Raw genomic sequence first — 14,393 nt, forward strand, 5'->3', positions numbered from 1 at the left:
GCACAGCTTTATGCTTGAATTTCTACTTCCTGCACTCGCAGCGGGCATCGGTATTGCCCTTATCGCAGGACCTTTAGGCTCATTTGTTGTATGGCGGAAAATGGCCTATTTTGGTGATACTCTCTCCCACGCATCGTTATTGGGTATCGCTCTGGGATTTTTATTTAATATCAATCTCAATTTAGCGCTAGTTATCTGCTGTTTAGCTCTAGCCGTTATTCTTGTGACACTGCAAAAGCAAAAACTGGTTGCAACCGATACATTACTAGGAATTTTAGCTCACAGTGCGCTATCACTTGGCTTAGTGGCAGTCAGCTTTTTAGATAATGTTCGTATCGATCTTATGGCTTATCTCTTTGGTGATCTACTGGCTGTTACAACAACCGATCTGTACTGGATCTATGGTGGTGGAGTCTTAGTCCTTGGGATGTTAGTTTGGTTGTGGCGACCACTGCTATCAATGACCATCAATGAAGAAATGGCACAAGTAGAAGGTATAAATGTTGATCTTATGCGTCTATTGCTGATGCTAATGGTTGGTCTGGTTATCGCAGTTGCGATGAAGTTTGTCGGTGCGTTGATTATTACATCACTACTTATTATTCCAGCAGCAACGGCGCGTCGTTTTGCTCGCAGTCCAGAAATGATGGCTTGCCTTGCTTCTATTATTGGCGCTATCGCAGTCGTAGGTGGATTGATACTCTCTTGGCAATACGACACACCAGCGGGTCCATCTGTTGTTGTTTCAGCGGCAGCACTCTTTATCCTAAGCCAATTTAAAAAATCTGAACGCTAAATACACCAATTAATGAAAAAGAACCCCGTTAAGCGATGATAACTTAACGGGTTTTATTTTATGAAAATAGACGGCTCAACCGATGCTATTACTTGGGCATCACTTCACGTAAAACCAAACCAATATCAGCTAAACTTTTCACCGTACGTACACCTGCAGCTTCTAGAGCCGCAAATTTATCTTCTGCGGTTCCTTTTCCACCTGAGATAATTGCACCAGCATGCCCCATGCGTTTACCTGGAGGTGCCGTAACTCCTGCAATATAAGAGACAACAGGTTTTGTGACATGTTGTTTAATATAAGCTGCTGCATCTTCTTCAGCGGTACCGCCAATTTCACCAATCATGACAATGGCATCTGTTGCAGGATCTTGCTCAAACATCGCGAGAATATCGATAAAACTTGATCCCGGAATAGGATCACCGCCAATACCAACACACGTTGATTGACCGAACCCTTCATCTGTTGTCTGTTTAACCGCTTCATAGGTCAATGTCCCAGAACGAGACACAATACCCACATTACCCGCTTTATGAATATGACCTGGCATAATGCCAATCTTACACTCATCAGGAGTAATCACCCCCGGACAGTTAGGGCCAATCATGCGAACACCGGCCTGATCTAGACGTACTTTTACATCCAGCATATCTAAGGTTGGGATACCTTCGGTGATCGTAACAATAAGTTCAATACCAGCATCAATGGCTTCTAAGATGGCATCTTTACAAAATGGCGCAGGTACATAAATAACGGTTGCCGTTGCGCCAGTTGCTTCAACAGCTTCTCGAACTGTATTAAAAACGGGTAAGCCTAAATGTGTGGAACCTCCTTTACCTGGTGAGACGCCCCCCACCATTTGAGTTCCATAAGCAATAGCTTGTTCAGAGTGAAATGTTCCTTGGCCTCCGGTAAAGCCTTGGCAAATAACTTTGGTGTCTTTATTGATAAGAATTGACATTATTTGCCCTCCGCTGCTTGAACCACTTTTTCGGCCGCTTCTGTTAGCGATGTTGCTGCAATAATATTTAATCCGCTCTCGGCCAATTTTGCCGCACCGAGCTCAGCATTATTCCCTTCAAGACGTACAACGACTGGAACTTTTACACCAACTTCAGCAATTGCACCAATAATACCCTCGGCAATCAGATCGCATCGGACGATACCACCAAAAATATTTACCAATACGGCTTTAACATTACTGTCTGAGAGAATAATTTTAAACGCTTCTGTTACACGCTCTTTAGTTGCACCACCGCCAACATCAAGGAAATTAGCAGGTTGTCCACCATGGAGGTTAACAATATCCATCGTCCCCATCGCAAGACCTGCACCATTTACCATACAACCTATATTGCCATCGAGTGCAACGTAGTTAAGTTCCCATTGAGCAGCATGTGCTTCGCGCTCATCTTCTTGTGAGGGATCGTGCATTTCACGTAACTTAGGCTGACGGTACAAGGCGTTTGCATCAATATTGATCTTACCATCAAGACACAATAAGTTGCCGTCATCGGTAATAACTAACGGGTTAATCTCAAGAAGCGCCAAGTCATAATCCGTAAACATTTTACCTAGCCCTAAAAAGATCTGAGTAAATTGTTTAATTTGATCGCCAGTTAAACCCAACTTAAATGCTAATTCACGACCTTGATATGCTTGAGGACCAACAAGAGGATCAATTGCAGCTTTATGAATAAGCTCTGGAGTCTCTTCTGCAACTTTCTCAATTTCAACGCCGCCCTCTGTTGAGGCCATAAATACAATACGTTGAGAAGCGCGATCAACCACAGCTCCTAAGTACAACTCATTGGCGATATTTGATGCTGCTTCAACTAGAATTTTTGAGACAGGTTGCCCATTAGCATCTGTTTGATATGTGACTAAATGTTTACCTAGCCATTGCTGAGAAAATGTTTTGATGCCTTCTTTAGTTTCGTGTAACTCGACACCACCGGCTTTTCCTCGACCACCAGCATGAACCTGGCATTTTACAACCCATTTCTCACCACCAATTTTACCAGCAGCTTCTGCCGCTTCTTGTGGTGTACTACACGCGTATCCTTCTGGGACAGGCAGACCATATTCAGCGAACAGCTGCTTTGCCTGATATTCATGCAAATTCATAATGTTCTATCCATTGTTATCGGTCTCTTTATTGGGAGACTCGTTATTTCCATATAGCGTACTCTTTTGGTACACCTTCGTCATTCTCTGCTAGAAAAAAGCCAAACGTGAGCATGCGTTTGGCTTTATTTTATCCGTTAAACATCAAGGAGTAGACGCGTCGGATCCTCAAGCAGTTCTTTAATTGTTACTAAGAAACCGACCGACTCACGACCATCAACCAAACGATGATCATAAGACAGTGCCAAATACATCATTGGCAGTATTTCTACTTTACCATCAACCGCCATTGGACGATCTTGGATTTTATGCATACCCAAAATAGCCGCTTGTGGTGGGTTGATAATTGGCGTTGACATTAATGAACCAAACACACCACCGTTAGTAACGGTAAAGTTACCACCAGTGAGCTCATCCACTGTCAGTTTGCCATCGCGACCTTTAATCGCAAGATCTCGAATGCCCTTCTCAATTTCAGCCAAGCTCAATTTATCGCAGTCACGAAGCACTGGTGTCACTAAGCCGCGAGGGGTTGAAACCGCAATGCTAACATCAAAGAAGTTGTGATAAACAATATCATCACCATCAATAGATGCATTCACTTCTGGATAACGTTTAAGCGCTTCCACAACCGCTTTAACATAGAAAGACATGAAACCTAAACGAATACCATGACGCTCTTCAAACACATCTTTGTACTGTTTGCGAATATTCATAATTGGCTTCATGTTAACTTCATTAAATGTCGTTAACATCGCCGTACTATTTTTAGCTTCAAGCAGACGCTCAGCAACACGTTTACGCAGACGAGTCATTGGTACGCGCTTTTCACTACGATGCGATAGAGGTGCTTCTTTTACTTCTACCGTCGTATTCACTACAGCAACTGGCTGCTTATTTTTCAAATAGTTATCAACATCTTCTCGCGTAATTCGTCCACCGACACCAGTACCTGGAACTTGTTTTGCTTCAAGGTTATGCTCGGCAAGTAGACGACGTACTGCGGGACTTAACGCTTCACTATTTTCTTCGCTTAATGCCGCTGTATTACGTTTATTTGGTGACGCTTCAGCACCTGCAGGCACATCAACTGTTGGCTCACCCGCTACTGCGTTAACTTTTAAGCGACCAATAAGTTGTTTTGTTAATACGGTTGTACCTTCATCTTCAATAATTGCTTCAAGTACACCACTTTCAGGCGCTGGTACTTCTAGTACAACTTTGTCCGTTTCGATATCAACTAGAACCTCATCGCGCTCAACCATATCACCAGGTTTTTTATGCCAAGTGGCTACCGTTGCATCTGCTACAGATTCAGGTAAATCGGGAACCAGAATTTCGATTGTCATATCGTGATTGTCCTTTTTGTTCCAGCTCTTACTAAAGCTCTTTTTGTTCGACAGTTAACGCATCTTCAACTAGCGCTTTCTGTTGTTTTAAGTGTACCGACATATAACCTACTGCAGGCGATGCAGATGCAGGACGTCCCGCATAAGTCAGTTTAGCGCCAGCCGGAATTGCGGCATAAAAGTTATGTTGGCTACAGTACCACGCACCTTGGTTTTGTGGCTCTTCTTGGCACCAAACATAATCGGTTACATGAGCATAAGGAGCCAAAAGCTCTCTCACTAACTCCAATGGGAAAGGATATAGCTGCTCAATACGAATGATTGCAACATCCGTCTGTTCGTTCTTACGACGTTGCTCTAGCAGATCGTAATACACTTTACCTGAACAAAAGACGACACGTTTTACTTGAGTTGGATCCAATGCATCCACCTCATCAATAGCTGCTTGGAATGTGCCATTAGCAAGTTCATCCATAGTCGAAATACACAATGGATGACGCAATAACGATTTAGGCGACATAACAATCAGCGGACGACGCATTGGGCGAAGTACTTGCTGACGTAGCATGTGATAAACCTGAGCCGGTGTCGATGGCACCATCACTTGCATATTTTGCTCAGCACACAGCTGTAAATAGCGTTCTAAACGAGCAGATGAGTGTTCCGGACCTTGACCTTCATAGCCATGAGGTAACAGCATGGTTAAGCCGCACATACGACCCCACTTCTGCTCACCTGAGCTAATAAACTGATCAATGACGACCTGCGCACCATTGGCAAAGTCACCAAACTGCGCTTCCCAAATAGTCAAACCACGAGGTTCTGTCGTCGCATAGCCATACTCAAAGGCAAGTACGGATTCTTCTGATAACACCGAATCGAATACTTCAAATGCACCTTGCTTATCATGTAAATGCGCTAATGGTACGTAGATACTGGCATCATTTTGATTATGCAGAACCGAATGACGATGGAAGAAAGTACCACGACCAGAATCTTGACCAGTAATACGAACTCGACGCCCATCATCAACTAAGGTGGCATAAGCTAAGGTTTCTGCCATGCCCCAATCAACAGCCTTTTCACCCGCAATCATTGCTAGGCGATCGTTATAAAGCTTATCAACACGGCTATGCAATTTATGGCTTTCAGGATACTGACATAAACGAGTCCCTAAATCGGTTAATCGCTTAATATCAACTTTGCTATTCCACTCAGTGGTCCAATCGTGGCCTAAATAAGGAGCCCAATCCACCGATTGCAGCTTCATTGGTCGCCACTCTTTCACCACACATTCACCGCGGTCAAGCGCATCACGATACTCATTAACCAGTTCGGTTGCGGTATCTAAACCAAATACACCTTGCTCAGTTAAGTAATCGGCATAAAGCTTACGCGGCGTTGGATGTTTTTTGATCTTCTGGTACATCAGTGGCTGAGTTGCATTTGGCTCATCTGCTTCATTATGACCATGACGGCGATAACAAACCAAATCAATCACGACATCGCGTTTGAACTCATGACGGAAATCAAATGCTAAGCGTGTAACAAAAGCAACGGCTTCAGGATCATCGGCATTTACATGGAAGATTGGAGCCTGAACCATCTTGGCAATATCGGTACAATATTCAGTTGAACGCGTATCGTGCGGATTTGATGTTGTAAAACCGATTTGGTTATTCACCACAATACGAACTGTACCACCCACTCGATAACCACGAGCTTGTGACATATTGAAGGTTTCAGCAACCACACCTTGACCTGCAATCGCAGAATCGCCGTGAATAGTAATTGGTAATACTTTACTACCTTGATGATCCCCTAGGCGGTCTTGACGAGCACGAACTGACCCTACAACCACAGGGTTTACAATTTCAAGGTGAGATGGGTTAAATGCCAAAGCTAAGTGAACATCACCACCAGGCGTTGCAAAATCAGCCGAGAAACCTTGGTGGTATTTCACATCACCGGTACCCCAGCTTTCACCATGCTTACCTGCAAATTCGTCAAATAAGTCCTGCGGTTTTTTACCCAACACGTTAACCAACATATTGAGTCGACCACGGTGGGCCATACCAACAACAACTTCTCGAACACCTTGGCTTCCCGCATGGCGAATCAACTCTTTCACCATTGGGATTAGAGCATCCCCACCTTCAAGCGAGAAACGTTTAGCTCCTGGGAATTTAGCGCCAAGGTAACGCTCCAAGCCTTCAGCGGCGGTCAATTCTTCAAGAAAACACTTTTGCTCATCTTGACTGAACTCATCATGCCCCAACACAGATTCCAAACGCTGTTGAATCCAACGTTTTTCTTCTGTATCAGTAATATGCATGTACTCGGCACCAATGGAACCACAATAGGTCTGTTTTAGCGCTTCATAGATTTCAGAAAGCTTCATGGTTTCCTGACCAACGGCAAAGGAACCCACATTGAAACTTTGATCGAAATCTTCTTCCGTTAAATTATGAAACTCAGGAGCAAGATCAGGCACACGCTCTTGTTGCCACAATCCTAATGGATCGAGGTTTGCGTGTTGATGTCCACGGAAACGGTATGCGTTGATTAACTGCAACACTTTTACCTGTTTCGCATCTTCATCCGGATCTGTCACGGTAGTACTTAAAAAAGTTGTTTCTTTAGCAAGTCGACGGAAGTAGTCTCGAACGCGGGAGTGTGGTTGTTCTACCGTTGTTTGATTAACAACAGGTAGCGCATCAAACACATTTCGCCACTGTTCATCGACTAACTCTGGATCGCTAAGATACAACTCGTAGAGATCTTCTACATAAGCCGCATTGGCGCCAGCTAAATGAGAAGACTCCAACCAGGCCTTCATCACGCCATTCTGCATTGTTTTCCCTTAACCACTAGTTATCGCAACGCCTCGGTCTGTGCCGAGATAAAAGCTGACCATCTGTTGCAGGCCAGCATATCGATAATTCTTATCTTTCAATATGATTGGCAAAAATCATATCACTATCATGCCATAATATTTCTAAACCCTATACTGCTCTCTTTAACAGCATAGATTTTATGTGACCTATCGCTTTTGTGGGGTTTAATCCCTTAGGACAAACATTTACACAGTTCATTATGCCATGGCAACGAAAAACGCTAAACGCATCATCCAATTCCGATAATCTTTCATCGGTTGCTGTATCTCGACTATCGATTAACCAGCGATATGCTGCCAATAATCCCGCAGGACCAATAAATTTATCAGGATTCCACCAAAAAGAAGGGCAAGATGTTGAGCAACATGCACACATAATGCATTCGTACAATCCATCTAAATGCGCCCGTTCTTCTGGAGATTGCAAATGCTCTCGAGCAGGAGGGATCCCCTCATTCATTAGAAACGGTTTAACTTTGGCATAATTACTGTAAAACTGTTCCATATCAATAATTAAGTCTCGAATAACCGGCAATCCAGGTAACGGGCGAATAACAATTGTACTTTGCGTCATTAAAGTCGACAGTGGCGTAATGCAAGCAAGCCCATTCTTTCCGTTCATATTGATGCCGTCAGAACCACAAACCCCTTCTCGGCACGAGCGTCGAAAGGCGATACTCGGGTCCTGCTCTTTTAATAGAATTAATGCATCAAGCACCATCATATCGGTTCCTTCTGGTACATCCAGTGTGTAACCTTTCATATGCGGCGCATCATCAATATCAGGGTTGTAACGATAGATAGAAAAATTCAGTTTCATCTCTCTGCCCTCCCTTAATATGAACGTACTTTTGGTGGAAATGCTTCACGGTGAATTGGCGTCATATTTACTGCGCGCTGAGACATCGATTCAGTCTCAGGATTATAAATGGTATGACAGAGCCAATTTTCATCATCACGCTCAGGGAAATCAAAACGAGCATGAGCTCCTCGACTTTCTGTTCGGTAATTTGCAGCCACAGCGGTAGCCATTGCTGTTTCCATCAAGTTGTCTAATTCTAAGCATTCAATTCGCTGAGTATTAAATTCAGTCGATGTATCATCAAGACGAGCTTCGTTTAAGCGTTCTCTGATCTGTTTTAACTCTTTGAGCCCTTCAGCCATAGCATCCCCTTCTCTAAAAACAGAGAAGCTATTTTGCATGCACGTTTGCAGATCTTTGCGAATCTGAACAGGGTCCTCACCTTGTTGGGTCCGATTCCAACGGTTTAATCGACTTAACGATGCTTCAATATCTGAGTCGGTAGCTGGGCGAGCTTCTGTTTGAGCCAGCAAGGTTTCGCCTAAATGCAGCCCTGTTGCACGACCAAACACCACCAAATCAAGTAGTGAGTTACCACCTAATCGATTCGCGCCATGAACCGAGACTGATGCGATTTCACCACAAGCAAATAAGCCTTGAACGTCAACATCTTGCCCTGATACATTTTGCTTAATGGCTTGTCCTGATACTTGGGTCGGAACGCCTCCCATCATATAGTGACAAGTAGGAATCACAGGAATCGGCTCTTTAACTGGATCAACATGCGCAAAGGTTCGCGATAATTCACAAATACCGGGTAAACGCGACTCCAAAACTTCTTTACCTAAGTGATCGAGTTTCAACTTAATATGCGGTCCCCATGGGCCATCACAGCCTCGACCTTCTCGAATTTCAACCATCATAGAACGGGCGACAACATCACGACCGGCAAGATCTTTTGCATTGGGAGCATAACGCTCCATAAAGCGTTCACCATCTTTATTGAGCAGGTAACCACCCTCACCGCGACAGCCTTCTGTAACTAACACTCCAGCCCCTGCGATACCGGTTGGGTGAAATTGCCACATTTCCATATCCTGCATAGGGACACCGGCTCGCAATGCCATACCAACACCGTCACCTGTATTAATATGAGCATTGGTTGTTGAAGCGTAAATACGTCCCGCGCCTCCAGTTGCTAAAATGGTGGCCTTTGATTTGAAATAGCAAATCTCACCGGTTTCCATACAAAGAGCAGTACAGCCTAAAATGGCACCATCTTGATTTTTAACCAGATCAAGCGCATACCATTCTGAAAAAATCGTTGTCTTATGTTTAATATTTTGCTGATACAAGGTATGAAGTAAGGCGTGGCCGGTACGATCCGCGGCTGCCGCTGTACGAGCTGCTTGCTCACCGCCAAACTCTTTGGATTGGCCACCAAATGGACGTTGATAAATAGTCCCATTATCAAAACGAGAAAATGGTAGCCCCATCTTCTCAAGCTCAATGACTGATTTGGGCCCATTTAAACACATATACTCAATGGCATTTTGATCACCAATGTAATCAGAACCTTTTACCGTATCGTACATATGCCATTGCCAGTTATCAGGATGAGAGTTTCCTAATGCAACAGTGATCCCGCCTTGAGCTGAAACGGTATGAGAACGTGTCGGAAACACTTTTGATAATAAAGCGCACTTTAAACCTTGCTCTGATATCTGAAGGGCTGCTCGCATACCCGCTCCCCCAGCACCAATCACAACAGCATCAAATTCACGAACTGAGATACTCACTTACACACCCCACACAATAAAAAATCCAGAAAACAGATACACCAGCAGTAGAGCAATCACAAAAAACTGCAACCCAGCTCTTAATCCGGCAGGTTTAATGTAGTCAGTCAATACTTGCCAGATCCCAATCCAGCCATGAATTAAAATGGCAAAGAGAGCGAGCATAGTGAAAACTTTTGTTGATAAAGCGCCCCAAAATTCGAGCCAAACAGCATAGGTAATGGGAGGACCAAATAACAAAAATCCAACTAGATACAGTGTGTAGAGGGTTAATATCAAGGCAGTTGCACGGACTAATATAAAATCATGTACGCCGTTACGGCCAAAACTTGAAACTTTACTTACCATACAATCACCACTGCAATTAATGACAAGACAGCTGTTACTGCAAAGCCAACTTTTGCACTGGCAATTCCCGCAGACATTTCTTCACCAAATCCCATATCCATCACAAGATGACGAATACCTAGCACAAGGTGATAAAACAGCGCAGTAAGAATTCCCCACAGAACAAATTTCATCAAAAAACCATCAACTATCTGGCTTGCTGAAGTAAATCCGGCTGGAGAAGATAACGAAACATTGAGTAGCCACAGCAAAATAGCGATGGCAACAAAGGTTATTACACCACTAACACGATGCAATATAGAGGCGATGGCCGTTATAGGAAAACGGATCGTCTGTAGGTCGAGGTTGACAGGTCTGACTTTCTTTACTTTCACTTTCTGCTCACTCAGCTCCATTGAGCTTTTTATAGTAATAAAAAACCTCTGGAATGAACGCCTGAGCCGAAAACATAAGAGTAACAAAAATGCAACCTAAACAAGGTATTCTTTAATGAAAACAGAAATATCTTGCTGGCCTAAGTTACTTATTTTGTTGAAAACTTAGGTTACTTGCTCTGGCTTGAGCTTACCAGAGATCTACCGCGAGTATACAATCTGTAACATTTAAAAACAATTCTCGTTACATGACATCAAACACATTTCACAATAAAACTCACTTAAAAGTTAAAACTTATAAACAAGCGCACACATAGACGCACAAAAATTGACAATTAGCTCTCTCAGCGGTACAACAAATGTACATCCGTGTGGATTTAGGATTATAAAAAGCAAAGGAGATTGTTATGGCAGATAAGAAAGCTACTCTTCATATTGAAGGGCAGGCACCAATTGAACTGCCGATTATTGAGGGAACTCAAGGTCCTGCTGTTATTGACGTTCGAACATTAGGTGCTAACGGTTATTTTACATTTGACCCAGGTTTTCTAGCTACTGCCTCATGTGAATCTCAAATTACATATATCGATGGCGACAACGGTATTTTGCTACACCGCGGCTTTCCAATTGATCAGCTTGCCAATCATGCTGACTATTTAGAAGTCTGCTACATTTTGATATACGGTGAAGTCCCTACACGAGCAGAATACGAAAAGTTCCGAACTACGGTAACTCGTCATACGATGGTGCATGAGCAAATTGCTAGTTTCTTCCATGGTTTTAGACGTGACGCCCACCCAATGGCCGTTATGTGTGGTGTGGTTGGCGCTTTAGCTGCCTTCTATCACGATGCCTTAGATATCAATAACGACTACCACCGAGAAGTCACAGCATTCCGCCTCCTATCAAAAATGCCAACCTTGGCGGCAATGTGTTACAAGTACTCAATCGGTCAACCGTTTATCTATCCGCGTAATGATCTTGATTACGCCGAAAACTTTTTACATATGATGTTTGCAACACCGTGTGAGGAATATGAAGTTAGCCCTGTGGTTGGCCGTGCGTTAGATAAAATCTTTATTCTTCACGCCGATCATGAACAAAACGCATCCACTTCAACGGTACGTCTAGCCGGCTCATCTGGTGCAAACCCGTTTGCTTGTATTGCCGCAGGTATTGCATCTCTTTGGGGACCTGCTCATGGTGGGGCAAATGAAGCCTGTCTCAAGATGTTAGAAGAAATTGGTAGCGTAGATAATATTCCAGAATTTATTGAGCGCGCTAAAGATAAAGATGATCCATTCCGCTTAATGGGCTTTGGTCATCGTGTTTACAAGAATTACGACCCACGAGCGACAGTAATGCGTGAAGCGTGTCATGATGTACTCAATGAGCTTAATATTGATGATCCACTACTGGATGTGGCGATGGAGCTTGAGCGTATTGCGCTTTCCGATGAATACTTTGTAGAGAAAAAACTGTATCCAAATGTTGATTTCTACTCAGGTATTATTCTAAAAGCCATTGGTATTCCAGTTTCTATGTTTACGGTTATTTTTGCAATGTCACGCACCATTGGCTGGATTGCTCATTGGAATGAAATGCATGGCGATCCAACCAACCGTATCGGCCGACCTCGTCAGCTTTATACCGGTGAAGATCAACGTGAGTTTAGTCCAATGCATGAACGTGAGTAGCGAGTAGCGAGTAGCGAGTAGCGAGTAGCGAGTAGCGAGTAGCGAAAGATTACAGCTAGCTCTAAATAAATAGAAAAGCAAAGCCTAAGAACTGGATAATTTCTTAGGCTTTTTCCGTTAATTATTACACTGGATTATTCACATCAATAAACTGAACATCAAAACCATGCTCTTGCGCCAGCCACTCACCCAGAGCTTTCACACCATAACGCTCAGTGGCATGGTGGCCTGCGGCAAAGTAATCAATACCCATTTCACGAGCCGTATGAGTTGTACGTTCTGATACTTCACCAGAGATAAAAGCATCTATTCCTTGTGAGGCCGCCAGTTCAATATAGTCTTGACCACCACCAGTACACCACCCAACCGTTTTAATTAATTGTGATTGGTTACCACTAATATAAAGTGGCTCACGCTGTAATGTCATCGCAATACGAGCGGCAAATTCACTGGCTTCAAGCGGTTGTTCTAATTCGCCATAAAGTGCAATTGAGCGTGGATTTCCCTGCTCTAAACCACCAATAATATCAATGCCAAGTAATTGAGCTAACTTAACGTTATTACCAACTTGCGGATGTACATCGAGGGGTAAATGATACGCGTATAGATTGATACCATTTTCAATCAGTGCTTTGATTCGGTGATACTTCATACCACGAAGATGAGCAGGCTCACCTTTCCAGAAAAAACCATGATGGACCAATAAAGCATCGGCATTTTCTGCAATCGCTAGATCGATCAATTCCTGACAAGCAGTAACGCCTGTAACAATCTTTTTAATTTCTGACTTGCCTTCGACTTGAAGACCATTTGGGCAGTAATCATTAATTAATTGAGGAGAAAGGAAATCATTCAGTAGACGTTCTAATTGGATGTTATTCATGATCAATCCTAAATATTAAGTAACAGATTAATCATACTGGTTTGCACAATAAAATACAGTATCAACTAAGACAAACCATCCAAGCAAAAAGATAAAGCCACATTTATACTCAAGTAACGTCAATATACCCAAGTAACTTCAAGATAGATGTGGCCATAACCGTTATAACTGGTAGTCGATATTAGTAAAACTCACTTGCGCCATGCTCTGATAATTTTAACCACACAGGCTTCGTACTGGTTTTTACCCAATAACGGTGCAAATAACTATAGAATCGAGAGCGTCGAGAATGAGAAAGGCACGCCATTACAGGAAATGAAACAATACCTGCAACAAGAACAAAAATTCGGCGTAAAATAATATTCACAATAGAAAATGGCGTAAACATTGTATTCCCCTCAACTGGTCTAACCTCTAATTACTGTAATGGAATACGTGTATTATTACTACAGATTTTTGCTGAAAATAGCACCTATCTGTGCAAAAATTCTTTACGAGAATGAAATAATGTCATTAATAAACAATATTGAAAATTCAATTCAGAAGTTCGATACGGACATTCGAGCAGTAATGGCGCTCCCCTCTCTGTTATCAGATCACGTCAATTATGTTGATAACCAATGGCTAAAGCATTTTTTCCAAACAGCAGTAAAACCGACATGGAGTAGATACGGAGGTAATCGGAGACTGGGGTTTTATTATCAATGGTTGTGGCGTCAATTCATCTTGGCTCACCCTCAATATGAACTTATTGCCGAAGAAGTTCAGATATATCAAGATAAACAGACACTTGGAGCTATCGATTTTCTAGTTCGAGAAAAACAAACCCAGCAAATTGAGCATTGGGAAGTGGCTATTAAATTTTATCTACAACATAAAGCACAGTGGCTCGGTCCAAATGCGAATGATCAGCTAGAGAAAAAAACAGCACGAATGGTATCTCACCAATTGCTACTGACTGAACAATCGGCTTATCAACAGCAATGGCAAACTCAATTTGGGCAACCAGAGGTTAAGCGTCTTATTATGCAAGGTCGACTCTTTACCTCAGAATCAGCGCAAATCAAAGCACCGGATATCAACCCTAATTGTGCCAAAGGGCTCTGGTGTTTTGCCGAACATGCTCCTGCTCATTTACGCTTTTTTGATAAATCAGAGTGGCTTTCACCTCCGCGATATCAAGATCTAAAACCTCAAAGCAACCATAACGCACTCACCCATCCAACTCAGGCGATAGATGAACACAATCAAGTTTGGTTTGTTATGCCCTCATACTGGCCAAACTCAAAACCATAGTGTGATATTTGTTTATTCAACTACAA

General features: G+C 42.9%; 13 protein-coding genes. 3 read left to right on the forward strand and 10 right to left on the reverse strand.

Features of this window, described 5'->3' with window-relative positions:
- Nucleotides 1-10: 10 nt before the first annotated feature.
- Nucleotides 11-796 carry a zinc ABC transporter permease subunit ZnuB gene (gene znuB, locus CTN07_RS01285; protein ID WP_005300202.1) on the forward strand — a complete coding sequence of 262 codons (786 nt, stop codon included), beginning with the start codon at nucleotides 11-13 and terminating at the stop codon, nucleotides 794-796.
- An 88-nt stretch (nucleotides 797-884) separates the two neighbouring features.
- On the opposite strand, the gene sucD is transcribed toward znuB, so the two are convergent.
- From sucD to sdhC, 8 genes are all read right to left on the reverse strand, one after another.
- Nucleotides 885-1,757 carry a succinate--CoA ligase subunit alpha gene (gene sucD / locus CTN07_RS01290; protein ID WP_005300203.1) on the reverse strand — a complete coding sequence of 291 codons (873 nt, stop codon included), beginning with the start codon at nucleotides 1,755-1,757 and terminating at the stop codon, nucleotides 885-887.
- On the reverse strand, nucleotides 1,757-2,923 hold the full coding sequence (gene sucC, locus CTN07_RS01295; RefSeq protein ID WP_005300204.1) for an ADP-forming succinate--CoA ligase subunit beta: 1,167 nt from the start codon (nucleotides 2,921-2,923) through the stop codon (nucleotides 1,757-1,759). Before sucC ends, sucD begins: the two co-directional genes overlap by 1 nt.
- A gap of 137 nt (nucleotides 2,924-3,060) precedes the next feature.
- A complete protein-coding gene (gene odhB, locus CTN07_RS01300; RefSeq protein WP_107183669.1) occupies nucleotides 3,061-4,272 on the reverse strand; it encodes a 2-oxoglutarate dehydrogenase complex dihydrolipoyllysine-residue succinyltransferase in 1,212 nt (403 codons plus the stop codon).
- A 31-nt stretch (nucleotides 4,273-4,303) separates the two neighbouring features.
- The gene (gene sucA, locus CTN07_RS01305) at nucleotides 4,304-7,126 is read right to left on the reverse strand and encodes a 2-oxoglutarate dehydrogenase E1 component (RefSeq protein WP_005300208.1); all 2,823 of its coding nucleotides are present in this window, start codon (nucleotides 7,124-7,126) and stop codon (nucleotides 4,304-4,306) included.
- 151 nt (nucleotides 7,127-7,277) lie between these two features.
- Nucleotides 7,278-7,988, reverse strand: a complete 711-nt coding sequence (locus CTN07_RS01310; protein ID WP_005300210.1) for a succinate dehydrogenase iron-sulfur subunit — start codon at nucleotides 7,986-7,988, stop codon at nucleotides 7,278-7,280.
- A 14-nt stretch (nucleotides 7,989-8,002) separates the two neighbouring features.
- Entirely contained in the window at nucleotides 8,003-9,769 is a 1,767-nt protein-coding gene (gene sdhA / locus CTN07_RS01315) for a succinate dehydrogenase flavoprotein subunit (protein ID WP_036764160.1), read from the reverse strand.
- Entirely contained in the window at nucleotides 9,770-10,117 is a 348-nt protein-coding gene (sdhD, locus tag CTN07_RS01320) for a succinate dehydrogenase, hydrophobic membrane anchor protein (RefSeq protein WP_036764162.1), read from the reverse strand.
- Complete coding sequence (gene sdhC / locus CTN07_RS01325) at nucleotides 10,111-10,512, reverse strand: succinate dehydrogenase cytochrome b556 subunit (protein ID WP_036764164.1); 402 nt, start codon at nucleotides 10,510-10,512, stop codon at nucleotides 10,111-10,113. Before sdhC ends, sdhD begins: the two co-directional genes overlap by 7 nt.
- A 386-nt stretch (nucleotides 10,513-10,898) precedes the next feature.
- Here sdhC and CTN07_RS01330 point away from each other — a divergent pair, with 386 nt between their 5' ends.
- A complete protein-coding gene (locus CTN07_RS01330) occupies nucleotides 10,899-12,188 on the forward strand; it encodes a citrate synthase (RefSeq protein WP_005300214.1) in 1,290 nt (429 codons plus the stop codon).
- Between the two features lie 124 nt (nucleotides 12,189-12,312).
- Here CTN07_RS01330 and CTN07_RS01335 read toward each other — a convergent pair whose 3' ends face one another.
- Complete coding sequence (locus CTN07_RS01335; protein ID WP_005300216.1) at nucleotides 12,313-13,071, reverse strand: Nif3-like dinuclear metal center hexameric protein; 759 nt, start codon at nucleotides 13,069-13,071, stop codon at nucleotides 12,313-12,315.
- A gap of 181 nt (nucleotides 13,072-13,252) precedes the next feature.
- The gene (locus tag CTN07_RS01340) at nucleotides 13,253-13,459 is read right to left on the reverse strand and encodes a DUF2517 family protein (RefSeq protein WP_036764172.1); all 207 of its coding nucleotides are present in this window, start codon (nucleotides 13,457-13,459) and stop codon (nucleotides 13,253-13,255) included.
- 119 nt (nucleotides 13,460-13,578) lie between these two features.
- On the opposite strand from CTN07_RS01340, the gene CTN07_RS01345 reads away from it, so the two are divergent.
- Nucleotides 13,579-14,367, forward strand: a complete 789-nt coding sequence (locus CTN07_RS01345; RefSeq protein ID WP_036764174.1) for a DUF1853 family protein — start codon at nucleotides 13,579-13,581, stop codon at nucleotides 14,365-14,367.
- Nucleotides 14,368-14,393: the final 26 nt, after the last annotated feature.

Origin of the sequence: Photobacterium damselae (assembly GCF_003026815.1) — a bacterium.
Lineage (GTDB): Bacteria > Pseudomonadota > Gammaproteobacteria > Enterobacterales > Vibrionaceae > Photobacterium > Photobacterium damselae.